This is a genomic window from Winogradskyella sp. J14-2 (assembly GCF_001971725.1).
Taxonomy (GTDB): Bacteria; Bacteroidota; Bacteroidia; order Flavobacteriales; family Flavobacteriaceae; genus Winogradskyella.
The window spans coordinates 2,920,046-2,945,268 of sequence record NZ_CP019388.1; the positions used below are offsets into that span (position 1 = coordinate 2,920,046).

The window sequence follows — 25,223 nt, forward strand, 5'->3', positions numbered from 1 at the left end:
AATGGTTTTGCAAAGATACGACTTATAAATATTTATCAGTATTAATGGCTCGATCTAAATAAAAGATAATATTATTTTTGCGCGACCATTGCGTAGTCTATTTAAACTTATATACTCCCAACGCTTTTTTAAGATTTTTGTAATGATAGTTAAGGTGAGACTTAAGTCTCATTTTTATATTGTTAGATTCCCAAATATTAGCTGCTACTAGGTTGTTTTTAATATGGTCTTCTTGGTTTTTGGTTATTTTAAACGTTTTTAAATAATCTTCAATATTGACGTTTCCGTATCCGCCAAATCCATTGACTTTGTTTTCTAAGTGCGAAACTGCTGTCCAAACGTTTACATTTCTAACAAAAAGGACATTTTTTTCTCTTTTCCAGTGTGAGTGACTAGCACTCCAAACGGTTTTTGGATTATCGTTTTTTTCAATGAGGCTTATAAATGGAGAGTATTGGTCTATTCGTTTACCAATTTTTACATCTGGTTTTATTTGTAAAGAGTAACCGTCAATAAAATCTATAGCCATAAAGTTTTGGCGATTAAACCGCTTTTGAACTTCATTGATATAGTGTTTACTAATACAATCATCATTATCTAGACGACTGGTAATAAGAAATTCGGTATTGTAGTTAGAAATATATTTCTTAATGGAAGGTAAAAATACATCCATTCCGTCTATGTAGATGGGAATGAAATTGTCCATTCTAGATTTAAAAGTATCAATAGTTTCTCTAAATTTTTGTGGTGTCGTTGTATCGAAAAAAACGAGCCATTGAAAATTTTGATTGGTTTGTGCTTTAACACTTTCAAAACAAAAATCATTAAACAGTTTAAATCTGTTATGGTGCCATTGATCCGTTAAGACAGGTGCATTTTTTTTGTCTGCCACCCATTTAGGATTTCTAAGATTAAATCGAGTAATTAAAAAATGGTTGTATTCCATTTTACGATACGTTTAGGTAATTAAATACTTTGTGGGCAAAGTTATGATTAATCTCTCGACATTCTTCTAGAATTCCCGAATAACTCTGTCCCTTTTTTATATCGTTTTCAAAGTTGTCGAACGATGAAAAAACGGGTTTGTATTTAAAATCATAAAATTTAGATGAGTTAGGTATTGCAATGACTTTTTTGTTTAAAAGCATAGACCAGTACATGGCATGGTAACTGTCTGTAATTATGGTTTCTGATTTTCCTATAAAACCTACCATTTCTTCTAGATTGGTTGTATTAGAGCTTGTTGGGTAGTTTTCTAGCCGTTTTAGAAGGTTATTTTTCTTTAAAGTATCTTTATGAAAAATAATACCAGTTTCTTGGGTACTTGTGTAATTTTTATCGAAAATATTGTGCATGCAGCTTACACAAGGCACGTACTCGCCAGGCATACTATAATCTCTTGTGCCAACTAAGCCAAATTTAGAGGTCTTAATGTTATACGCTACATTTTTATTAAAGGTCGATGGATCTTTGCGGTTATGACCTAGTCCCCAAAGTACTATTTTCTTGTTTTTATCGGTTAGCTTTTCAAACATTTTCATCTGTTTAGAAAATCCAGAACGGTTTAGTAATCCACCACCACCAATAATTAAACTATTGTTAGAGATTTTTTTGATGAAATTAGCGGTCACATTTTTATCATCAACTTTATAATCAAAAATATCTAAGGATTTACCTTTTAAAACATCGAAATAAAGGTGAGGTGCACAATAAAAATCACCGACATTATTGCGGTCTATTCTATGCAGATTAATTACAGAATTATTTTGTTGATCTGTATTTAGAATAGCGTTTATGGTTTTATTTTTTATCCGTTTTCTTTTTAATGAAGATAAAATGTTTTTCATTTTTTATGGTCTCAAAAATCGTTGAAGGTTTGTTTCAATATCGGCTAAATTAAAGTAAATGTTGTAAACTAATTGTAATTTTGTTGTATGAATAGAGTAATTGCAGAAAATTTTAAAGCCATTGCGGCACATTTAGATGATGGTATTATAAATTTTGATACTACAGGAACTCCCTTTGGAAATCAAGATAGAAATTCTTTAAAATTATTTGAAATAGAAGGAAAAACAATAAACGTTAAGTCGTTTAAGGTTCCAAATTTTATAAATCAAATAGCTTATAGGTTTTTTAGAAAAAGTAAAGCGCAACGCTCATATGACTATGCAAAAAAATTAACAAATCTTAATATTGGCACACCACAACCCATTGCCTACTATGAGTTTAAGACTGCTTTACTATTCAAAAAAAGTTATTATGTAAGCGAGCAATTAGATTACGACCTAACTTACAGAGAGTTAACCACAGATTTAAACTATCCTAACCACGAAGAAATTTTAAGAGCTTTTACAAGATTTACATATAATTTGCATGAAAAAAACATCAATTTTTTAGACCATTCGCCAGGTAATACACTTATAAAAGTTAATGACAGTAATTACAATTTTTATCTTGTAGATCTTAATCGTATGCAATTTGGTTTTATGAATTTTGAGACCAGAATTAAGAACTTTGCAAAATTAACAACGCATAAGTCTATGGTAAAAGTTATGAGTGATGAGTATTCTAAATGTTGTAATCAGCCTTATGATAAAGTGTTTAGTCTTATGTGGAATGCTACTCAAACATTTCAAGAAAAATACTACAGAAAAAAAAGATTGAAAAAGAAACTAAAGTTCTGGAAGACATAAACTATGATAGTTTTTTATAAATCTCACGTAATTTAGAATACTTTAAAAACGTAATGTTTGCGGTCTGCACACAAATAACAAAGCCGTTAAAGCCATCTAAAAATCCAAGCCTTAATATATACGACTTAAAGAATGCCCAAGTCGGATTCCAAATAATTTTCCAAATAGGTGCTGTTTTTCCTTTATCGTAATAAGCTTTGGCTGCAATTGAAGAAAAGTGTTCCGTTTTTTTATTGAATTCAGAATAGGTTTGATACGTCCAGTGCAGAATGTCGCCTTTTAAGTATCCACTTTTAGTTGTATTATCGTAAAACTGAACATTGTCATGTGGATTAATACCTTTCCATTCTGCCTTGGTTTTATCAAAAACACGCAACTTTTTGTTAGGATACCAATCACTGTGTTTTATCCATTGGCCACAAAAATTATTATAACGGTTGGCGTAATAACCATCAAAAATCCAGTTATTTTTTAAAGCATTTATAGACTTTTGAAGTTCTTTAGAAAGTGCTTCATCACCATCAAGAGAAACAACATGGTTATGCGTAGCTTGCTCTAATGCAAAGTTTTTCTGTTCTATATAACCCAAAAACTCCTGCTCAATGAACTTTACATTAAATTTTTGGCAAATGGCTTTGGTATTATCTGTAGAGTAGGAGTCTACAACAACAATTTCATCAGCAATATTAACTAAAGACTGTAAGCAGCGCTCAATGTTTCGCTCTTCGTTAAAGGTAATAATAACACCAGATAGTTTTAGCATAGTTGTGATTTCACTGCCGTAAAAATAGTATTTTTGTGCTTATGCAATTAGCACCTAAAGCATCAGTTATAATAAGTACTTACAATCAGCCAAAATGGTTAGCGTTGGTGTTGCATAGTTATAACATTCAAACCGAATCTAATTTTGAATTGATTATAGCAGACGATGGCTCTGATGAGGAAACAAAAGTAGTGATTGATACGTTCTCTAAACAAACAGATTTAAACGTTATTCATGTTTGGCAAGAAGATAAAGGCTTTAGAAAAACCAAAATTCTCAATAAAGCTATTGTGGTTTCAAATTCAGAATACCTCATATTTACAGATGGAGATTGTATAGCAAGAGCAGATTTTGTAGAAACACATTTAAAATTAAAACAATCTAATTGTGCACTTTCTGGAGGGTATTTTAAGTTAACGAAAACATTATCACTAAGTATTAATAAAGCGATCGTAGATAGCCAAAAATGTTTCGATAAACAGTGGCTTTTGATCAAAGGTCAACCCAAAACGTTTAAGCTTAATAAACTAACGACATCTAAAATTAAAGCTATTGTATTAAATGCATTAACACCTACAAAAGCCACTTTTGATGGCATGAATGTGTCTTGCTATAAAAAGGATATTATGGCAGTTAATGGGTTTGATGAACGCATGCAATATGGTGGTGAAGATAGGGAAGTTGGTGAGCGAATGATGAATAATGGTGTTAGATTTAAACAAGTACGTTATAGTGCCATTTGCGTACATTTGCATCACGAAAGACCTTATAAAAACGAAGAAGCAGAGGCTCTAAATCTGAAAATTAGACTAGAAACAAAAAAAAATAAATTAATATATACCAAGTTTGGTATTAAGAGATAAAAAATTCATGGCGTTACCAAAAATCACAGTCATTATTGCTACTTATAATAAAACCGATTGGTTAGAAAAAGTGTTGTATGGCTATAGCGTACAAACGTACAAAGACTTTGATATTATTATTGCTGATGACGGTTCTACAGAAGAAACCAAAAATTTAATTGATAGATTTAAACAAGATTATCCTGTAGAAATTACGCACGCTTGGCATGAAGATGAAGGTTACAGACGCCAAAAAATTTTAAATGAAGCTATAGTCATGGCAAGGCATAACTATATCTTATTTACAGATGGAGACTGTATACCGCGTGAAGATTTTGTAGAAACCCATGCTAAACACGCCGAAAAGGGCTACTTTTTATCTGGCGGTTACTGCAAACTCCCAATGAATATCAGCCAAACTATTGCTGAAGACGATATAAAATCTAAGCGTTGTTTTGAGGTAAAATGGCTTAAAGAACAGGGAATATTAAGTGGAAAAAATAAGTTGAAACTTTCTGCTAAAAATGGCCTAGCTAATTTCTTGGATGTTGTAACTCCAACAGGCGCAACATTTAACAACTGTAATTCCTCGGCATGGAAATCTGATTTAATTGCAATAAATGGTTATGACGAACGTATGCAATATGGTGGTCCAGATAGAGAATTGGGTGAGCGTTTAGTAAACAACGGTATTAAAACGAAACAAATACGTTACAAAGCCATTTGTTTGCATCTAGATCATGCACGTGGTTATAAAACACAAGAATCTTTAGATAGAAATTTAGCGATTAGGGCTAAGGTGAAAAAAGAAAATTTAAAGTGGACCGAATTCGGTATTAAAAAAGATTAAGTCTATAATTTTTCTAAAAATTTAACCAAGTCTTCTTCAAAAAGAGAAGGCTTAAATTTTAAATACAATTCAGAAGCCTTAGACTTTAAAACTTTTGGATGCTCAATATTGGCATAAGACCTGTCATCATAATCTTTTAGATGAACCGAAACGTGCTTTTTACCATCATCAAACATATTCCAAGCTTCTTTTTTTATCCAAGGAGAGAATATAGTGAATGTTGGAATACTTAAGGCTTTTGCCATATTTATAGCACCTCCTTCATTTCCTATTAGTGCATCACAATGCTGTGTTATGGCTAAAAAATCTCTCAAATTTTTACCAAAAACGTTAAAATGAATGTGCTGTTGAGTTTTGGGGTTGCACAAATCTAAGATAGTTTTTGCATCAGCTTCTTGTTTTGGTATATAATTGAATAAAATCTGACTTTCGGGTTGAGTTGTTACGATTGTATCAATTACAGAAGCCATATAATCAAACGGATAAGTTTTGGCAGATCCGCTACCCAAAACACCAATCATATATAGTGGTTTGTTGGTGTCAATGTTATTTGATTCTAAAAATGCTTTGGCTTTAGATTCTTCCGCTTTAGTAAGATATATTTTGGGTCTTACTATTTTGCTGCTGTCTATATCTATAGGCTGCAGTAGTTGCAGTCGATTTTCTATGGCCAAACCTGCATTAGTATCTGCTTTGGCCTTGTGTTTGTATAGATGCGTGTATAATAACTTATTTTTGCCTTTATCTATAGAAATTTTAATTTTCGCTTTAGAAAATAAAGTAATGAGGTTACTCGATAATTTAGAGTAAACATCTATAACAACATCATAATTTTCTTTTCGAAGTTGTTTAGCAAGCTTAAAAAGTTTCAGTTTACTTTTTTCGTGTTCTGGAGTAAAAAACTGAACCTTATCTATATGAGGGTTTTGATCTACAACAGGAAATGTGTGCGTATTTATAAGGTAATGCAATTCTGCATCAGGATAGTGATGTTTAATGGCTTCAAACAAAATGCTCGAAGCCAAAACATCGCCAATCATTTTTTGCTGTATAATTAGAATTTTCAAAGTTTAAGAAACGGTATCGTATAATCGTAAGTTACGGATTAAAGTTAAAATAATTTTCGTTTAAGTACTTACGCGCCCAATTCCGAGTGAATTCGGACGTAGTCGAATCCGCCGTAGTTGCGATTATACGTTGTTAGGTACTGGCTTTAATTCCATTGACTTTTTAATAGTCTCAATAACGTTTTCAATTTTTTCTCTAATTTCTTTTCCAGTAAACCTCAAACAAACAAATCCTAAATTTTGTAATTCTCGGTCAATATTTCTGTCACGTAATGCTTGATATTCAGTTCTTTCGTGATAAGTGTGTCCATCTGCATATATGCAAATCTTTTTGTCGGAAGTCTCAATGTAAAAATCAGGTAAAGTCAAAATCGTTTTTCTGTCAACTTGAAATTCTTTCGAATATCCTGTTCCATCTTTTCGTATTCTCCTTTGTAATTCGGAATCAATATTTGAGTTTTTCAAGGCAACGTAAAGTTTTTGCTCTAAAGGACTTTGGCAAGTATAAATACAATCAAAACAGACTAAATTCTTTTGGGGACAACTTTTGCAAATTTTTTCACTCTCTTGATAGTCAGAGATTTTTTCAGCTTCTTCTATTGAACAATTGAATTTTTCAGCAATTTCTTTAAATCCAAGCACATCATTTAGCTCATTTCTAAACTTGATTAAGTCTTTTCTATGAGCAATATGTGATAAATCCCATTTTTGATTCTTTTCCTCAATTTGAATTAAGAAGCTTTCACTATATTTATTTTCGTTGAGTCCTCTAAAAATTTTTCTTTCTTGAAGTATTTTTGAAACTGAGATTGGTATTCTTGCCATATTATATTTTCTATTTCAGTTTTTTTAACTTGTGGCTAACTAATTATTATTAAATTATATAGAATATTGAATACTGATACTGATACTGATACTGAATACTGCCAACTGCTTAAACCGCTACATCATACTCGCGTAAAGCATCGTTCAAAGAAGTTTTCTTATCTGTACTTTCCTTACGTTTTCCAATAATTAAAGCACAAGGTACTTGGTATTCTCCTGCTGCAAATTTCTTAGTATAACTTCCAGGAATTACTACTGAACGCGCAGGTACTCTACCTTTCATTTCTACAGGTTCATCACCAGTAACATCTATAATTTTAGTACTCATAGTTAATACCACATTAGCACCAAGTACTGCTTCTTTTTCTACATGTACTCCTTCTACAACAATACAACGGCTACCAATAAAAGCACCATCTTCAATAATAACTGGTGAAGCTTGTAATGGTTCTAAAACACCACCAATTCCAACGCCACCAGAAAGGTGTACATTTTTTCCAATCTGAGCACAACTACCAACAGTTGCCCAGGTGTCTACCATTGTACCTTCATCTACATAAGCGCCAATGTTAACATAGCTTGGCATCATAATAACACCTTTAGAGATATAGGCTCCATGTCTTGCTACAGCATGCGGAACAACTCTAATGCCTTTTTCCATATAGTTGCGTTTCAATGGTATTTTGTCGTGATATTCAAAAATACCAACCTCGTGTGTTTCCATTTTCTGAATAGGAAAGTAGAGTACAACCGCTTTTTTAACCCATTCGTTAACTTGCCAGCCATCTTTAGTTGGTTCTGCTACTCTGAGTGTACCAGCGTCAATGAGATCAATAACACTTTTTATAGCATCTACGGTTACATGGTTGGTTAACAAAGAACGATCGTCCCAGGCATTTTCTATAACAGTTTGTAGTTGTTTCATGTGTTAAAAATTTCAGCAAAGATAAGGTGTTAAGTAGCCTTGGTAAAATATTTTTACTAAGAAATGTGACTTAATCCAAAACGCTGTGTCTTAATAACATTAAATGCGATGTAGATTTATTTCATGTAAGTTTATCTGAGAATTTAATTAATAGCTAATTACGAAAACTCCTCTCCCCTTAAATTGAGGAGTTTTCTTTTTTTTTTGAAAAAAATGTGACCATTTAAAAGATATGGTGTCTTAATGATGTAATTAACGTGATTTATTTATAGAGGGTAATAAAATCAACGACTTAATTAATAACTAATTTTAAAAACGCTTCTTTTTTGTGGAGAAGCGTTTTTTTATTACACTATCTTTGCAACTATGGGAAGAGTCTTAGCTATAGATTACGGTACTAAACGAACAGGATTAGCTGTTACAGATCCTCTGCAGATTATTGCTTCGGGACTAACAACTGTTGAAACGAAAGAATTACTTCAGTATTTAAAAACTTACGTTGAGACTGAGCGTGTGGATAAATTTGTTGTAGGCGAACCTAAACAGATGGATAACACTGCTTCAGAGAGTGAAGTTCATATTCAAAAGTTTTTAGAAAAATTACAAAAAGAAATTCCGCAAATCCCAATCGTTAGAGTAGATGAGCGTTTTACTTCTAAAATGGCATTTCAAACCATGATAGATAGTGGTCTAAAGAAAAAACAAAGAAAGGATAAAGCGCTTGTAGATGAAATAAGTGCCACCTTAATATTGCAGAGTTATTTGGCTTCAAATTCTTAAATAAGAATTGTACTTTTGCATCCGAAAATAACGATATTATGATTTTACCAATAGTTGCATATGGAGATGCCGTATTAAAGAAAAAGGCTAAGGAAATCGATAAAGATTACCCTCAGCTTAATGAGTTGATAGAAAATATGTACGAGACTATGTATGGTGCTTATGGTGTTGGTTTAGCTGCACCACAAGTGGGTTTGCCCATCCGTTTATTTTTGGTAGATACTGAGCCTTTTTCTGACGATGAAGATCTATCTGAAAAAGATAGAGCGCAAATGAAGAATTTTAAGAGAACATTTATCAACGCTCAAATTTTAGAAGAAGAAGGAGATGAATGGGCTTTTAATGAAGGCTGTTTAAGCATTCCAGATGTTAGGGAAGATGTGTTTAGAAAGCCAAAAATAAAAATTCAATATCAAGATGAAAATTTTGAAACGCATGTGGAAGAATACGACGGTTTAATCGCCAGAGTTATTCAGCATGAGTACGACCATATCGAAGGAATTTTATTTACCGACAAACTCTCGTCGTTTAAAAAACGTTTGATAAAAGGGAAGTTGACAAATATTTCAAAAGGAAAAATAAGAATAGATTATAAAATGCGTTTTCCTGCAATGAGCAGAAAGCGTTAATACAAAATATATGAGCTTAGAAAAAATATTAGCTATTTCTGGTAAACCAGGACTATACCAAATTGTAACACAAACAAGAACAGGCGCTGTTGTACAATCTTTAATTGATAAAAAGAGAATTACTGTAGGAGCACACAGTAACATCAGTATACTAAGTGAAATCGCTATTTATACTTTAACCGAAGAAGTGCCTTTAAAAGATGTGCTTAAGAAGATTAAGGACAAAGAAAATGGTGAACAAACATCGATTAGCCATAAAGACGGAAAAGATACTTTAGAAGAATATTTCTTCGAAGTTTTACCAGATTATGATGAAGATCGCGTATATGCATCAGACATTAAAAAGGTGGTTCAGTGGTACAATTTATTGCACAAAAACGATCTTTTAGAATCTCTTGAAACCGAAGAAGAAGTAACTGCTCTTGACGAAGAAGAATAATTACAGACGTCAGTTCTAGTGATTCCAAAGAATGACGAATTGTATCGAGATTTCAAAGTTAGAAATTCTTATTCTCGATAAAAATCTCATTCATTTCAATCATGAAATTCACTCGAATTGACGAATTTTATATAGCTATAAATTAACAATGTCGGATAAAACTGCCCAGCTAAAAGCTTTTGAACGCTTGCTTCTTATTATGGACGAGTTGCGCGAGCAATGTCCTTGGGATAAAAAGCAAACTATGGAATCGCTGCGTCATCTCACTATAGAAGAGGTGTACGAACTTGGTGATGCCATTTTAGATAATGACTTAGATGAGGTAAAAAAAGAGTTGGGAGATGTGTTACTGCATATTGTTTTTTATTCTAAAATAGGAAGCGAAACAGACAATTTTGATATCGCAGATGTATGCAATAGTATCTGCGATAAACTTATAGATCGTCATCCTCACATTTATGGTGATGTAAAAGTTGAAAACGAGGAAGACGTAAAACGTAATTGGGAGCAATTAAAACTCAAAGAAGGTAAGAAGAGTGTTCTTGAAGGTGTACCCAAAAGTCTGCCAGCTATGGTAAAAGCCAATCGCATACAAGATAAAGTAGCAGGTGTTGGTTTTGATTGGGAACAACCAGAACAAGTTTTTGAAAAAGTAGAAGAGGAGTTAGCTGAATTAAAAGCAGAAATAGCAAAAGGTAATCAAGATGCTATAGAAAGTGAGTTTGGCGATGTGATGTTTTCTATGATTAATTATGCGCGCTTTCTAAAAGTTAATCCCGAAAATGCCTTAGAACGTACCAATAAAAAATTCATAAAACGCTTTCAATACCTAGAAAGTAAATCTAAAGCGCTTAATAAACCATTAAAAGACATGACCTTATCTGAAATGGATATTTTTTGGGAAGAAGCGAAATCTCTTTAGTTGTTTGCCATTCCGTATTTGTTTTAGAATCTGATAATGTTAAAATTATCCCAAAACGAAATATGGAACATCCAAACAGAAATTCCCCACGTAAATAAAGTATATAAAAGCAAAACGTTTTTATAATCTTAGTAGGAAATCTTAATTATTATTAAGCGGTTGTAATTAAGGTTAATTTAGTTTAGTTAGGACAAAACCCATCTGTTAGTAACAGATGGGTTTTGGTTTTTATCTAATAAAGAGGTTAAGAAACTAAGAATACATTCCACGAAGCTTAGATAATTTAGCTTTCCAAGTTTCTAATTCTTTTTTGTGCTTAGCAATGTTTTTATGCACGTCTTTTACCAATGGATTATCTGAATCTACATTAGTGAAAAATTGCAAGTTATTTTCAAGCTGCGTTATTTCTGATTTTACCTCGCCAATTTTTTTGCGGATAAAGTTTTGTTCGTTATCTAAAAGTCTGGTATCATCATCATTGTTGGCTAAATTTTCAAGCTTGCTTTCAAATTTTATCATTTCTAACTTAGACTTCTCCATTTTTAGCTTATCAAAAGCATCGTCTATTGCTTTGTAGAATTTACCATCTATGTAGCGTTTATTTTGTGGTACATAGCCAACTTCTTTCCATTCGGCAATTTTTGTTTTTAAAGTTTCTACATCAGCTTTATTGTCACCACTTAGTTCCATGGCTTTTAAGTCATCAAGTAGCTTTACTTTTTTATCAAACGCATCATACAAATGTTGGTTTTCAGCCTTACGTTGTGCATGCATTCTGTCAAAATAGTGGTTACATGCATTTTTAAACTGTTTCCAGATTTTATCGCTATCGCGTCTTGGAACATGACCAATTTTTTTCCAATCGTTTTGAATTTTCTTCATTAAAGGAGTAACAACTGTAAAGTCGTCACTGTCTTTGTTTTCTTCAGCAATTTTTATAAGTTCTTTCTTCTTTTGAAGGTTTTCGTATTGGTCTTTCTTTAAATCTTTATAAAATTTATTTTTACCGCGATTAAAGTTTCGTACCGTGTCTTTAAACTTTGCCCAAGTAGCTTCGTTTACCTTTAAAGGCACTTTACCTGCATTAAAAAATGCTTCACGTAGTGCTTCAACTTCTTTTATTTTCTTTTGCCAAGCACTATGAGCATTAGCTTTATCATCTGCAATAGCTTGTATTTTGGCTATGATTTCTTCTTTCTTTTCAAGATTCTTTTCATAAGCTTTGTCTAAATCTGCATAGTAAGCTTGGCGCTTATCATGTATTGTTTTTGTGGCATTGCTAAAACGTTCCCAGATGTCTTCTCTATGTTCTTTGGCTACAGGTCCAAGTTCCTCTTTCCAAAGTTTATGTAATACCTGCAGCTCTCTAAAAGCACGATTTACGTTGTCATCCTTAGCAAGTTCTTCGGCACGTTCTATAATCTTTAATTTTTGATCATAGTTGTGTTTAAAGTCCATGTCACGCAAGTCGTTATTAAGATGTAAAAAATCGTAAAAACGCTCTACATGATGATGGTAGGTGTTCCAGGCATTATTGTATTTATCTCTTGGTATTGGGCCAGCATTACGCCATTTTTCTTGAAGTTCTTTAAAGGTTTTATAGGTAGTACCCATGTTTTCTTCTACAGAAAGAAGACCTTTAATTTCTTCAATAATAGCTAATCTGTTTTCGAGATTTTGCTTTAAGTTATGTTCGCGCTCTTTGTAGTAGGCACTTATATTTTGTTTGTAATCTTTATAAAGTTGGTTGAATAATTTTTTGGTGTCGTTAGTGTAGTAGAAGTCTATTTCGTTACCACCATCGTTTATAAATTCTTCTTTTTTCTCCTCTAAAAGCTCACTGAATTTAGCATTAAATTCGGCTTTAATTTCATTGACTTGCTTTGAGATGGTCTGAATTTTGTGATGTTTTAAAAGTCTGTTTAATTCTTCAGCTAAATCTTGCATAGACATAGCATGGTAATCTTTTTCTTCGACATCATGACGCTCTGCATTTGAGTCGTCTTCTGCGTCCTCTGCATTAGAAGCTTCAATTTCTGAATGTGCATCAGCGTCTACCTTAGGTTCATTGTTAGGAGCTTTAGTAGTTTCATTTTCATTTTTCACATCAGTATGTTCTTCAACTTGTGGTGTTGATTCTTCTTGCGGAGCAGTGTTTTGTAACTCTACTTCTTTTTTTCCGTCTGCATCTTGCAGGTTATCATTCTCAGACATATGTCGAAATATTTGTTAAGGGTTAAAGATACTAACAACGTGTTGAATTACAAAGGAAATAAAGTGGTGAAGTTTATTTGTGTAATTGTTTAATCGTTGATGTGTTTATTTATTTAATCGTTGGCTAAAAAGAATGTTGAAGGCTTTGAATAAAAGTTTATTCGAATTTAGTTTCACCAATCACCAATCACCAATCACCAATCACCAATCACTAATCACTACTCACTACTTATTCCAGATTTCCCAAGATTTTTCAGCTTGGAGCTTTAGCATGTCTAAGCCATTTATTGTTGTAGCTCCTTTTATCTTTCCGCAATAAAGGAATTTAGTTTCTTCAGGATTATAGATAAGATCGTATAAAATATGGTTGTCTGTTATGCCATCGTAAGGCATGTCAGGACATTCGTTTATATTAGGAAATGTTCCTAAAGGTGTACAGTTTATAATGATTTGAAATGACCTAATGATGTCTTCAGTCAATTCAGAATAGATATAGTTAGCGCTTTCTCTTTTGATGCGTGATACATAATGATATTCAATACCAAGTTTCTTCAATGCATGCGCAATGGCTTTAGAAGCTCCACCTGTACCCAGAATTAAGGCACGTTTATGATGTTTTTTTAAATGTGGACTTAATGAATTTTTGAAGCCATAGTAATCGGTATTATAACCAATTAGCTTACCTTTTTTAAATTTTATAGTGTTAACGGCACCTATTTTTTTGGCACGTTTATTCAATTTGTCTAGTAGCGGAATCACTTCTTCTTTGTAAGGAATGGTAACGTTAAGACCTTTTAAGTTTGAAGTATTTTCAATAATGTCCTTTAGTTTGTCAATTGATTCTAAATCAAAATTCACATACGTATGCGGTAAGCCCTCGTTTGAAAATTTGTCTCCAAAATACCCTCTTGAAAACGAATAGGAGATGTTTTTTCCTACCAGTCCGAATTTAAGCTTTAATTTGTCTTGTGCGTTGTCCATACCATTCTAATCCCAAAACAATGAGAATTCCCAGGCCAATATACGCAATTGCAATATAAGTTTCGGTCGTAGCTTCAGGGAAAAAACGCTTGTAATTTGCAATGACTTGTTTACCAGTAGAATCTAAAATGTAACTGCCATCCATGTTGGTTTTATAGACAGTTTCTTTCCATGGCCAAACTACGCCGAGCGACCCAATAATAAATCCAACAATAGTAGCCAGCGTAATATTTTTGTAATGGTGTAAAATGTAGTTTAAAACGTGCGAAAAGGTCACCAAACCTGTTACAGAGCCGAGCGTAAATATACCAAGCACTTTAAGCATTCTAATTCGAGCTTCATTTTTAATAAACTCAAAATTACCAGTAAAAATGTCTGAAAGCGTATCGTAAAGGGCATTAACAGAATCCACTAGAAGAAGGACATAATTTCCCAGTAGAATTAAAATGAACGAACCTGAAAATCCAGGAAGCGTCATACCAGAGACGCTAATAATACCGCAGAAAAACACAAACCATAAGTTGTCATTTTCTTTTGCAGGATCTAAAAAACTAATGCTTATACCAACAACTGCACCAAGAATCAATGCTATAATGGTTTTGCTGTTCCACGCTTTAAAATCTTTACTTATGTAATAGATAGAACCAAGTATCATACCAAAAAAAGCGCTCCAAACATAAAGTTGAAAGTTAACGATGAGGTAATCGAGTATTTTAGAAACACTAAAATAGCTCACCACCATTCCTAAGAATAAAAGCCCTAAAAATTTTCCGTTTATGTATTGATAAAAACTTTTAAAACGCCCATTAAAAAGTAGTTTAAATGCGGTCTTATTAACGCGCTGAAGTGAGTAAATAAACTCTTCGTAAAAACCTGCCACAAAAGCTACGACACCACCAGAAACACCTGGAACTTTGTTAGCAGCTCCCATTGCCAGTCCTTTAATGACCAAAAAAATACGATCCTTAAAAGTTCTGGTGCTTTGCATTAGACTTTGTTTTTTTGATCTCCTAAACGCTCTAGAATTAAAATTGTTACAAAGCCAATAACAATAAAAATAATAGCTAAAAGCATTTGGTTATCGCTTTCATAAGCTGAAGGTAAGATGCTCTGGTCTAAGAGTGTCACTACTTCTCCATCAGAATTAACTCTGGTTTTTAAAACTTTTTTCCAGGGCCATATTTTGTTAAGAGAGCCAATCATAAAACCCGTTAATATAGCAAGGGTCAGATTTTTTTTGTGTTTAAACATCCAGTTAAGCGCCTTTGAAAACACTTTCAACCCAACAACTGCGCCAACAGCAAGTAAAACAAACTTTAGTAAAGCGTCTTTAAATAATTCCATGTTACCATTAAGTAGTCCATCTCGTAAATTGTTTATGGTATCAATAGCTGTTTGATAAGCTCCAAGAATTAAAAGGATAAATGCACCTGAAACTCCTGGTAAAATCATAGCGATAATGGCAATAAATCCGCAGAATAATAAATAAAATGGACTGTCTGGAGATGCAAATGGTTCTGCCAATGTTATATAGTAGGAAAGAGCAGAAGTTGCTATTATGGCTATAATTATTTTTGGCGACCAACCTTTTATTTGCTTGGCGATGTAGACTATACTTGCTAAAACCAACCCAAAAAAGAACGACCATAACAATACAGGCTCGTTGTGTAAAAGCCATTTTATAAGTTTTGCCAACGATAAAATACTAATAGCAACTCCAGAAAATAATGCCAAAAGGAATGAGCCATTGATAGATTTCCAAGCCGCTTTAAAACCTTGTTGTTTCCATACTTTAAAAACACCGAGATTTACTTTGTCGATGCTTTCAATAAGTTCTTCGTAAATACCAGATATAAAAGCTATAGTGCCGCCAGAAACACCTGGGACAACATCCGCAGCACCCATGGCTACACCTTTAAAAGCGATAATAAGATAGTCTAAAAAACGTCTTTGCATTTCTTTTTTATAAGAGGTGCTAAGGTATGGATTTTTTTAGTCTATCGTCTTCTTTGCTTGCGAAATTATGGCCTTTACCATTGGTCTATGCGCAAGCATAGGAAAGAGTTCCGTAATGATAAAACAATAATCTATATTAAGTCTCAATGCGTTTTTTAAATGAAAACGTCCTTCTTCAGTTTGGTATACCATAAAATACAATCCACCAAGTCTGTATTCTATCTCAGGATTTTCAGGATAAAACTCAGCAGCTTGAAGAAGGTTGTAAATTGAAGCATCATATTCACCTAAAGCCAATAGAATGTCTGAGCGATCTAACCAAGTATCAAGTTCGTAGTTACCAAGTTCTAAAGTGCGCTTATATCCTATTTCGGCTTCTTCGAGAAAATTTAACCGCTTGTTAATAGTAGCATAGAGTTTCCAGTATAGTACGTTTTCACCATCGATATTTACGGCTTTTTTTATAAATTTTAACGCTTTATTGTAGTCTAGGCGTTTCATGTAGAATTTGGTAATGGCTATCCAGCCTTTATCTAATAAGGCATCATCTTCAATGGTTTTGTTAAAAAACTGTACGGCCAAATCGTCTTTGCCAAGTTTTTCATAACAATACCCTATTCTTAACAAAGCAAACGATGTGGGTTCATCTAGCGCTAAGGTTACCTTGTAATTTTCTATAGCTTCTTCATATTGTTTTAGTTTTTCTAAAACTTTTCCTTTTTCAATATAAGCACCAACAAAAGTATCATCAGAGATAATTGCAAAATCAAAGGCAGCATTAGCTTTTGCATAATCCTTTATGGTGAAATACTGACGTCCTAACTGATGCCAAGCTACTTCACAATAAGGGTTTGAGTCTAAAAAGTTATTAAGGTAGCTTATGGCTTCTTCATTCTGGTCTAAAAAATCATAACAGTAAACAATGTTGTGCAGTGCTGAATAGTCTGAAGTGTCGCTTTCTAAACACTTTTTAAAATAAATGACAGCATTTTCGAACTGGTCTAGGAACAGGTATTCCATACCTATTAAGGCATACAAATCAGAGTCATCTTCAGGTGTAGAAGAAATATCTATCGCAATTAGAAGCGTGTTTATTGCTTTTTCGTGTTGATCTTGCTTAGACAGTACATTGGCTTTCTGAATGTAGATTTCTTCGTTGTTAGGTTCAATATCATGAAGCATGTCTAAAATTTCGTCTGCTTCGGTAAATTTGTTCTCTATAACCAGAATTTCAACCTGAAATAGCCTAAGATTTATTGATGCTGGGTGTTGTTCTAATCCGAGTTTAATAGCGCGCTTTGCTAAAGCAATTTTTCCGTTTTCGAGATAATGGTGGATGATGTTTTCAAATTCATCTGAATCAAAAAACAAAATATCATTTGTTTTTAACATGGATTCAAATCTTGTAAGCGGATAGTTTTCGTCTTCGTGACTATAATTCATAAGCGGTTTTAAGATTCACTAATCTAAATTACAGTTATCATCAAATGTTAGAGGTTTTTTGCGTTTTTGTTTTTAACAAATTAATTAACATTGATTTAAACTTTGATTAAAGCTTGTTTTTGGTTGTTAGTCAGTTAATTAAAATAAAAGGAAAGGATTAAATACTGTCTAATATTGAAGTTATTATTTTACAACCTTTAATAATTTCCTCGTTAGAAATGGTGAGTGGAGGTGTAATTCTTATGGCATTGGGCTCAAAAAGTAGCCAAAATAAGATTAAGCCTTTCTTTTGAGCTTTGAGAATGACTTGATTGGTTATTTCAGAATTTTCTACAATAGCAGCGAGCATTAATCCTTTTCCTCTAATTTCTTTTATATGTTTATGTTTAAGATATTGCCTAATTAATTTTTCTTTTTTGAGTGTGTCTTCAATAAGATTAGACTCTGTTATTTCTTTTAAAGTGGCTAGGGCTGCTGCTGCAATTACAGGATTGCCTCCAAAGGTGGTTATGTGACCTAGTTTTGGTTTATCGCTTAGTGATAGCATCATATCTCTAGATGCGGTAAACGCACCGATAGGCAAACCTCCACCTAAACCTTTGCCTGTAACTACAATATCTGGTTGGCAATTGTAGTTTTCAAAGCCAAATAGTTTACCAGTTCTTCCAATTCCTGGTTGAATTTCATCTAATATAAAAACAGCACCAACGTCATTACAGCGCTGTTGTACTTTTTGAAGGTAGTCATTCTGTGGCTCGATAAAACCTGCACCACCTTGTATGGTTTCTAAAATGACGGCAGCTGTATTATTGGTGATTTTTTGGAGACACCAATCGCAATTAAAAGCAATATGGTTAACCTCTGGAATCAACGGCAGAAAAGGGGTTTTACGTTCTTCATAATCCATAAGACTCAAAGAGCCCATTGTATTGCCGTGATAGGAGTTTTTAGCAGCTATGATTTCTGCTCTACCAGTGTAACGCCTAGCCAACTTAAGGCTACCCTCTATGGCTTCTGTGCCCGAATTAACCAAATAGGTGGTTTTTAAGGGGTCTGGTAAATGCTTGGCCAAAAGCTTAGCAAGTTCTATTGCTGGCTCTTGTATATATTCGCCATAAACCATGACATGAAGATACTTGTCTAATTGTTGTTTAACGGCATTAACTACCTTTGGGTGAGAGTGACCTAATGAACAAGCCGAAACGCCAGCAACAAAATCTAAGTAGGCTTTTCCTTTTTTATCAAAAATATAAGAACCCTTGGCATGGCCAACTTCCATGGCTAACGGATGCGGTGTTGTTTGTGCTTGGTATTTAAAAAAATCGGCTTGCAATTAATCTCCCCCTTTTGCTTTCAACTTTTTCTTCTCTTCAGAAACCTGGGCAGGCTTAGGTTTTGGTGACCAATCTGCCTTTGGTTGCATGGTTTGTTCTTTTTTTGATTTTGTGTTTTCAGAATTTTCGTTATCCTCTTTTTCGGGAAGATTTTGAGCTGCTTTGTTTGGTTTGTTTGGTGTGGCTTTTCCTGCTTCTTCAATCCGTTCTGCAACGCTGTCATCAATGAAATCTTCGGGTGGAACGTAGTCCTCTAAGCCAGAAATTTTAGGCAATACTAAAGGCGGATCGTCTTTAAATAAATCCTGGACAGATCCTGGGCGTTCTTCACCACGCCAATCAAAACCTCTTAAACGTCTTGCGTTTCTCGGAAAATCGGGTTCTGGAAAAATATTGCCATCAATCTGATTGATAAATCTCACTTCTTCTATGGCTTGTTCTACAATCTGAATATTAATACTGCCAGATTTTGATTTCTGAATACCAATGAGTTCATTTGTTTCATTGCGCATATACCGAATCGTTTCAGCATTTTTTATAATATCTACATTATAAAGCGCATTGTCTTTAAACAAACCAATAAGCCGCTGACCTTTTATTTGATTATAACCATCCTCGCTAATAGTGTCCTTGCTCACTAAAAAGGCATTGTTAAACACTTTTAAAGAGTCTAGTTTTTCAGTTTCTGTATTAGAAATTAAATGAATGGTATCTCCAGTCATTTGGTTGCCAATGTTCCATAATACTGGCTTACGAGCTGTTGAAAAAGCATCACCAGAGCTAAATCTACTGAGGTTTATGAGCTCTGTTAAACCTGTTTTGTGGTCTACATGAATAGAATCTGCTTTACCTGCTAGATCACTTTTGTAAAGCCTAGCGTTGTAATAGGCTCTTGTTATACGATGGTCTTCTTTACCAGTTACCATTAAAGTGTCTGCATGCAAATACACAGAATCTTTTTCTTGTACAGTAATTGCTAAGGCTCGTTTGGTAATGAAAACAGAATCTTTATCGCGCCAAACTTCGGCATAATGTCCTTTAACAATGCTATTATTTATAGTGTCTGTAACGGTGATATTGTTAGTGGCAGAAGCAAAACTTTTGTTACGATTAAAATAAATACTATCTCCTTCAATTGTTCGGTTGTCGTAATCTATTTTAGCATTACGTTGAAAATAACCTGTATTGGCATTGGTATCATAAAAACCACGTTCTGTATAAATGTTACTTTCTTCACCAACTATGGTTGAAGGCCCAAATAAATAGGCGTGGCCATTATCTGGAAAAAAATCTAAGCGTTCAGTTTTTAAAGTATAATCCGGATTTACAAGAACAACATCTTTTGTGAATTGATACTTTTTAGCATTCATATAATAGCGACCTATTTGACTGGTAATGGTACCAGACGAATCTCTTACCACCTTCCCGCTAGTGTCATAATAAGCGAGTTGTCGCGTTCTGTCAAAATAAAGTTTATCTGTTGTTAATACCGAATTTGGTTCGGTTAATACGACGTCTCCTTTTGCGACGGCAATTTCAGTTTTACCACTATAGTCTATATATTTTGCAACCATAGATATAGAGTCGCCTTGCTTCATATTTACGTTGCTAAACGCTTCAATATAATCTTGGTCCTGGTAATAAACTGCCTTGTCGCACCATAGATTTACACCTTTATGAATGAAATGCACTTGTTGGGAATCATCTCTTAGAAAAATTAAAGCTCCATCTTCAATCTCCGGATCAGATGTTGTAATACCAGCATACTCTATGGTAATCTTTTGTTTTTCTTGTGCAAAGCTACATGCCGAAAGAAAGACTGTTATGATGAAAACTAGATTCTTTATGAGATTCAAAGCTGTATGTTTTTTATAAGATAACATTCATCAATCAGCTTTAGTATGAGTTAACAGTTTTTTTAACGTTGTTTAGCTTATCTTCAAAGTTAATTGAAAACTTTAAATCTTTAGGGACATTCAATTTTTTTCTAAGTAATTTAAACTGTTCTAATGTATAAAATGGAGCTTTGTCATAGCTACCTTTTCTAATCTCTTCTATATCTATAATATGATAGTAAATTTTATCATTAAACCCTTCTGGACGACTTTTAATGATAATAAACTTATCATTATAACCAACTTTTAATATTGTTCTATCTACTAATGTATAAGAAATGTTATGGTCTTTATCAGAATAGTATAGTTCTGTTTCTTCGTAAGAACCACTTGCAAAAAGCCAAAAGCTGTCTACTAATTCATGTTCAACAAGTCCAACACCAAATAAGCAAGAGGTTAAATTAAGAAGTAAAAAAAATATAACAATAGCTTTAGACCTTAGCATGGTTTATTTTACCCTTAAAGTGCTTTTCTAACAATCGTCTGCTTACGATCAGGACCAACAGACACTATTGTAATAGGAATATTAAGTTCTTTTTCTAAAAACTCAACATAGTCATTAAAGGCTTTTGGTAATTGTGATGCTTCGGTCATTTCCGTTAAACCTTCTGACCAACCTTTTACTTCTGTGTAAATCGGAGTGACGTTTTCTTCTTCAATATTATATGGAAGGTGAGTGATTGTTTCACCTTTGTACTTGTAAGCTGTACACACTTTTAAGGTCTTAAAACCAGAAAGTACATCGCCTTTCATCATAATTAATTGCGTAACACCATTAACTTGGCAGGCGTAACGAAGTGCTACCAAATCTAACCAGCCACAGCGTCTTGGGCGACCTGTTGTTGCGCCAAACTCATGGCCAACACGTCCCATGGTTTCACCATCTTCATCGAACAATTCTGTTGGAAAAGGACCAGAACCAACTCGAGTTGTATACGCTTTAAAAATACCAAAGACATCTCCTATTTGGTTTGGTGCCACACCTAAACCTGTACATGCACCTGCAGCTGTAGTATTGGATGATGTTACAAAAGGATATGTGCCAAAATCGATATCTAAAAGCGATCCTTGAGCACCTTCTGCTAAAATCGTTTTACCAGATTGTTGTGCTTGGTGAACGTACTCTTCCGAGTCTATAAACTTTAAGGTTTTAAGTGTCTCGATGGCATTAAAAAAGTCTGCTTCTAGCTCTTTTAAATCGTATTGTATATCTACATTGTAGAAGTCTATCATAGCTTCGTGCTTATCGGCTAAAGCTCTGTATTTTTCTTTCCAATCTGCTAGTTCAATATCACCAACTCTAATACCATTTCTACCAGTTTTGTCCATGTATGTTGGCCCAATACCTTTGAGCGTAGAGCCTATTTTTGCTTTCCCTTTTGAAGCTTCGCTCGCAGCATCCAATAAGCGATGCGTAGGTAAAATGATATGTGCCTTACGCGAGATGCAGAGGGATGTTTTATAGTCAACATTCTGTTCGTCTAATTTGTCTAATTCTTTTTTAAAAATAACAGGATCTATAACTACTCCGTTACCGACCAAATTTACGGTATTGTCATGAAAAATCCCAGAAGGTATAGTATGTAACACGTGCTTTCTGCCATTAAAAACTAAAGTATGACCAGCGTTTGGCCCACCTTGAAAGCGTGCAATAATATCGTATTTAGAGGTGAATACATCGACAATTTTCCCTTTGCCTTCATCTCCCCATTGTAATCCAAGTAGTAAGTCTACTGCCATTTTAAAAAATTAGTTAGTCGTCTTTTTTACGATTGCCGTAAAAGTATAGTGAATGATTAGTTATCTCAATATTAAAAACCTCTTCGATGGTTTTTTTTATGGACTGAATGCGAGGATCACAGAATTCTATAACCTCACCTGTATCGGTAAGAATTACATGGTCGTGCTGCTTATCGAAGTATGACTTTTCGTAATGCGCTTGGTTTTGACCAAATTGGTGTTTGCGCACCAATGCACATTCTAAAAGCAATTCTATGGTATTGTAAAGTGTGGCCCTACTCACACGATAGTTTTTGTTTTTCATTTTAATGTAGAGTGATTCTATATCAAAATGTTCTTGACTATCGTATATTTCCTGAAGTATAGCATAGCGTTCAGGTGTTTTTCTATGGCCTTTATCTTCAAGGAATTGGGTAAAAACACGTTTTACAATTTCCTGATTACTTTCTTCTGTAGTTGCATTCATAATTGAGGTACAAATTTACGTAAAAATATAGGATATGATTAATTTAATTTTACATTAAAACTGAAAGAAATGAACAAGTTTTCAATAGTTTTTAAACCGAAAAAATCAAACTCTTGTCACCTTATCAATACCATTAATTTTTTTGAGTTTATCGATTAGATTTTTTAGCATGGTTTGGTTTTTAACTTCAACCGTTATATCTCCGTTAAAAATACCGTCATCACTAGAAAAGCTTATACTTTTCATATTAACATGAAGGTTTTCTGAAATGAGTTTTGTAATATCATTTACCAAGCCAAGATTGTCAATCCCAGATAATTTAATATGTGAGGTATACGTTCGTTGTGATGAATCTATCCATTTAGCTTGCATTATTCTGTAGGCATAGTTAGATTGTAAACTTACAGCGTTAGGGCAGTTTTTTTTGTGTACCTTAATACCATCGTTTATGGTAACAAAACCAAATACCTGATCGCCAGGAATTGGATTGCAACAGTTGGCCAATGTATAATTAAGACGCTCTTCTTCCTTACCAAAAACAAGCATATCGTACTTGGATGTAATCTCATCCTTATCGATATCTTTAGAAATATCTGGTTTACGAATTTTATTCTTTATATAAGTCATAAAAGCATTGCTTCTTGATGAAGCAAAGGCTTTAAGCTTTGCATTGTCTATAGTGCCAATACCAACACGGTAAAATAAATCTAACGAGGTTTTTAGCTTAAAGTAGTTGACCAACTCGTTTACCGCCTTTTGGTTAAGTGTAATTTTGAGCTGTTTTAATTTACGCCTCAAAATTTCCTTGCCCTCTTCGGCAATCTCTTTAGTATGTGCGTTTAATGCCGATTTAATTTTACTTCGTGCTCTGGCAGTGGTTGCATAATCTAACCAGTTTGCGTTTGGTTTGGCATTATCTGAGGTTAAGATTTCTACACGGTCACCACTTTGCAACTCATGGCTAAGTGGCACCAATTTACCGTTAACTTTAGCTCCGCGAGTTTTCATACCCACTTCAGTATGAATACTAAATGCGAAATCTAGAGGAGTGGCACCTTTGGGTAAGGATTTTAAGTCACCTTTTGGTGAAAACACAAAGATTTCTTTTGAATATAAATTAAGTTTAAACTGCTCTACAAAATCCACAGCATTAGCTTCATTATTTTCTAACGCTTCTTGGAGTCTTAATCCATAGATCTAAATTATCCTCTTTGTCGTTGGCATTTTTGTATTTGTAATGTGCGGCATAGCCTTTTTCGGCAATTTCGTTCATGCGTTCACTTCGGATTTGCACTTCTACCCAACGACTTTTTGGTCCTACAACAGTTATATGCAGTGCTTCGTAGCCTGTAGATTTTGGAGACGAAATCCAATCGCGCAAACGAATTGGATTTGGCGTAAAGTGGTCTGTAACTATGGAATAAATTTTCCAAGCCAGAAACTTTTCGTTTTCAAAATCTGATTTGTAGATTATTCTAACCGCAAATTTATCATAGACTTCATCGAAGGAAACCCCTTGTTTTACCATTTTTCGTCGTATACTAAAAATGGATTTTGGTCGTCCTTTAATTTCGTAATTGAGACCCTCTTTATTTAACGATTTTTCAATGACTTTAGAAAAGGCGTTAATATAGGCATCTTGTTCTTCCTTACTCTCTTGCATTTTCTCTGCAATGTCATTATAAACTTCGGGTTCAGTGTATTTTAGGCCTAAATCTTCAAGCTCTGTTTTAATATTGTAAAGCCCTATTCTGTGTGCTAATGGTGCATAGATATATAAGGTTTCTGATGCGATTTTTACCTGTTTATCGTCTCGCATAGAATCCATGGTCTGCATATTGTGCAAACGGTCGGCGATTTTAATAATGATAACACGGACATCTTCATTAAGCGTTAGCAACATTTTGCGGAAATTTTCTGCTTGCAACGACACATCCATTTCTCTATTGAGCACAGATATTTTGGTGAGTCCATCGACAATGCGAGCAACGGTATCGCCAAAAAGGAGCTCCATATCTGCAATGGTGTAATCTGGGTTATCCTCAACTACATCGTGAAGCAGTGCTGCAGCAATAGAGGTAGCATCTAAACCAATTTCTTGAGCAACAATTTTTGCCACAGCAATTGGATGAAATATGTAGGCTTCACCAGATTTGCGTCGTTGGTCTTTGTGCGCATCTAATGCTACCTCAAAGGCATGGCGAATTAATTTTTTATCGTCTTTGCTTAAGGTTTGATAGCTTACTCGGAGTAACTCTTTGTAGGCTTGTGCAATGGCTGCATTTTCTTTTTCAATGTCTACTTCCGTCATAACAACTAAAGTAAACAAAGTCTATGAGATAGGCAATGGGATTTTTGAAGGAAATTTTTGGTGGTTTTGTTAGCGTTATGGATATGAATCCGTTTTGATACTTCGACCTCGCTCAGTATAGGTTGATTATATCCACCGATAACGAAGT

At 33.9% G+C, this 25,223-nt stretch carries 23 protein-coding genes and 1 pseudogene; 7 read left to right on the top strand and 17 right to left on the bottom strand.

Annotation, left to right across the window (positions count from 1 at the left end):
• Positions 1 to 97: 97 nt before the first annotated feature.
• Together BWZ20_RS13110 and BWZ20_RS13115 are read right to left on the bottom strand one after the other, a co-directional pair.
• Positions 98 to 946 carry a glycosyltransferase gene (locus BWZ20_RS13110; protein ID WP_076620595.1) on the bottom strand — a complete coding sequence of 283 codons (849 nt, stop codon included), beginning with the start codon at positions 944 to 946 and terminating at the stop codon, positions 98 to 100.
• A gap of 1 nt (position 947) precedes the next feature.
• On the bottom strand, positions 948 to 1,847 hold the full coding sequence (locus BWZ20_RS13115; RefSeq protein WP_076620596.1) for a polysaccharide pyruvyl transferase family protein: 900 nt from the start codon (positions 1,845 to 1,847) through the stop codon (positions 948 to 950).
• Positions 1,848 to 1,934: 87 nt separating this feature from the next.
• Between BWZ20_RS13115 and BWZ20_RS13120 the strand changes: the two genes are divergently transcribed.
• Entirely contained in the window at positions 1,935 to 2,693 is a 759-nt protein-coding gene (locus BWZ20_RS13120; protein ID WP_076620597.1) for a lipopolysaccharide kinase InaA family protein, read from the top strand.
• Between the two features lies 1 nt (position 2,694).
• On the opposite strand, the gene BWZ20_RS13125 is transcribed toward BWZ20_RS13120, so the two are convergent.
• Entirely contained in the window at positions 2,695 to 3,456 is a 762-nt protein-coding gene (locus BWZ20_RS13125; protein WP_076620598.1) for a glycosyltransferase family 2 protein, read from the bottom strand.
• A gap of 41 nt (positions 3,457 to 3,497) precedes the next feature.
• Between BWZ20_RS13125 and BWZ20_RS13130 the strand changes: the two genes are divergently transcribed.
• Together BWZ20_RS13130 and BWZ20_RS13135 are read left to right on the top strand one after the other, a co-directional pair.
• Positions 3,498 to 4,319 (top strand): glycosyltransferase family 2 protein, encoded by an 822-nt coding sequence (locus BWZ20_RS13130; RefSeq protein ID WP_076620599.1) that lies wholly within the window; start codon positions 3,498 to 3,500, stop codon positions 4,317 to 4,319.
• 7 nt (positions 4,320 to 4,326) lie between these two features.
• The gene (locus BWZ20_RS13135; RefSeq protein WP_076621363.1) at positions 4,327 to 5,148 is read left to right on the top strand and encodes a glycosyltransferase family 2 protein; all 822 of its coding nucleotides are present in this window, start codon (positions 4,327 to 4,329) and stop codon (positions 5,146 to 5,148) included.
• A gap of 2 nt (positions 5,149 to 5,150) precedes the next feature.
• Here BWZ20_RS13135 and BWZ20_RS13140 read toward each other — a convergent pair whose 3' ends face one another.
• The 3 genes from BWZ20_RS13140 to BWZ20_RS13150 form a co-directional block, all read right to left on the bottom strand.
• On the bottom strand, positions 5,151 to 6,215 hold the full coding sequence (locus BWZ20_RS13140) for a glycosyltransferase family 9 protein (protein ID WP_076620600.1): 1,065 nt from the start codon (positions 6,213 to 6,215) through the stop codon (positions 5,151 to 5,153).
• A gap of 123 nt (positions 6,216 to 6,338) precedes the next feature.
• Entirely contained in the window at positions 6,339 to 7,040 is a 702-nt protein-coding gene (locus tag BWZ20_RS13145; RefSeq protein WP_076620601.1) for a DUF559 domain-containing protein, read from the bottom strand.
• Positions 7,041 to 7,149: 109 nt separating this feature from the next.
• A complete protein-coding gene (locus BWZ20_RS13150) occupies positions 7,150 to 7,965 on the bottom strand; it encodes a 2,3,4,5-tetrahydropyridine-2,6-dicarboxylate N-succinyltransferase (protein ID WP_076620602.1) in 816 nt (271 codons plus the stop codon).
• Between the two features lie 366 nt (positions 7,966 to 8,331).
• Between BWZ20_RS13150 and ruvX the strand changes: the two genes are divergently transcribed.
• From ruvX to mazG, 4 genes are all read left to right on the top strand, one after another.
• Complete coding sequence (ruvX, locus tag BWZ20_RS13155; protein ID WP_076620603.1) at positions 8,332 to 8,745, top strand: Holliday junction resolvase RuvX; 414 nt, start codon at positions 8,332 to 8,334, stop codon at positions 8,743 to 8,745.
• Between the two features lie 38 nt (positions 8,746 to 8,783).
• On the top strand, positions 8,784 to 9,374 hold the full coding sequence (def, locus tag BWZ20_RS13160; protein ID WP_076620605.1) for a peptide deformylase: 591 nt from the start codon (positions 8,784 to 8,786) through the stop codon (positions 9,372 to 9,374).
• 10 nt (positions 9,375 to 9,384) lie between these two features.
• On the top strand, positions 9,385 to 9,813 hold the full coding sequence (locus tag BWZ20_RS13165) for a DUF5606 domain-containing protein (RefSeq protein WP_076620607.1): 429 nt from the start codon (positions 9,385 to 9,387) through the stop codon (positions 9,811 to 9,813).
• 148 nt (positions 9,814 to 9,961) lie between these two features.
• Positions 9,962 to 10,735, top strand: a complete 774-nt coding sequence (gene mazG / locus BWZ20_RS13170) for a nucleoside triphosphate pyrophosphohydrolase (RefSeq protein WP_076620609.1) — start codon at positions 9,962 to 9,964, stop codon at positions 10,733 to 10,735.
• A gap of 252 nt (positions 10,736 to 10,987) precedes the next feature.
• On the opposite strand, the gene BWZ20_RS13175 is transcribed toward mazG, so the two are convergent.
• From BWZ20_RS13175 to BWZ20_RS13225, 11 genes and pseudogenes are all read right to left on the bottom strand, one after another.
• Positions 10,988 to 12,949: a DUF349 domain-containing protein gene (locus tag BWZ20_RS13175; RefSeq protein ID WP_076620611.1), complete on the bottom strand. Its 1,962-nt coding sequence runs from the start codon at positions 12,947 to 12,949 to the stop codon at positions 10,988 to 10,990.
• Between the two features lie 225 nt (positions 12,950 to 13,174).
• Positions 13,175 to 13,930, bottom strand: a complete 756-nt coding sequence (locus tag BWZ20_RS13180) for a shikimate dehydrogenase family protein (protein ID WP_076620613.1) — start codon at positions 13,928 to 13,930, stop codon at positions 13,175 to 13,177.
• Positions 13,899 to 14,918, bottom strand: coding sequence for a DUF368 domain-containing protein (locus BWZ20_RS13185; protein ID WP_076620615.1), 1,020 nt, complete (start codon positions 14,916 to 14,918; stop codon positions 13,899 to 13,901). Before BWZ20_RS13185 ends, BWZ20_RS13180 begins: the two co-directional genes overlap by 32 nt.
• Positions 14,918 to 15,886 (bottom strand): DUF368 domain-containing protein, encoded by a 969-nt coding sequence (locus BWZ20_RS13190; RefSeq protein ID WP_076620617.1) that lies wholly within the window; start codon positions 15,884 to 15,886, stop codon positions 14,918 to 14,920. The genes BWZ20_RS13185 and BWZ20_RS13190 overlap by 1 nt, the downstream gene beginning before the upstream one ends.
• A gap of 36 nt (positions 15,887 to 15,922) precedes the next feature.
• The gene (locus BWZ20_RS13195) at positions 15,923 to 17,329 is read right to left on the bottom strand and encodes a tetratricopeptide repeat protein (protein ID WP_076620619.1); all 1,407 of its coding nucleotides are present in this window, start codon (positions 17,327 to 17,329) and stop codon (positions 15,923 to 15,925) included.
• A 157-nt stretch (positions 17,330 to 17,486) separates the two neighbouring features.
• A complete protein-coding gene (locus BWZ20_RS13200; RefSeq protein WP_076620622.1) occupies positions 17,487 to 18,662 on the bottom strand; it encodes an aspartate aminotransferase family protein in 1,176 nt (391 codons plus the stop codon).
• Entirely contained in the window at positions 18,663 to 20,519 is a 1,857-nt protein-coding gene (locus BWZ20_RS13205) for an OstA-like protein (RefSeq protein ID WP_232217114.1), read from the bottom strand.
• A gap of 40 nt (positions 20,520 to 20,559) precedes the next feature.
• The gene (locus BWZ20_RS13210) at positions 20,560 to 21,003 is read right to left on the bottom strand and encodes a hypothetical protein (protein ID WP_076620627.1); all 444 of its coding nucleotides are present in this window, start codon (positions 21,001 to 21,003) and stop codon (positions 20,560 to 20,562) included.
• A gap of 14 nt (positions 21,004 to 21,017) precedes the next feature.
• Entirely contained in the window at positions 21,018 to 22,298 is a 1,281-nt protein-coding gene (locus tag BWZ20_RS13215) for an adenylosuccinate synthase (protein WP_076620630.1), read from the bottom strand.
• Positions 22,299 to 22,311: 13 nt separating this feature from the next.
• Positions 22,312 to 22,764: a Fur family transcriptional regulator gene (locus BWZ20_RS13220; protein ID WP_076620634.1), complete on the bottom strand. Its 453-nt coding sequence runs from the start codon at positions 22,762 to 22,764 to the stop codon at positions 22,312 to 22,314.
• Between the two features lie 105 nt (positions 22,765 to 22,869).
• Positions 22,870 to 25,075: pseudogene (locus tag BWZ20_RS13225) on the bottom strand (RelA/SpoT family protein).
• Positions 25,076 to 25,223 lie beyond the last annotated feature (148 nt).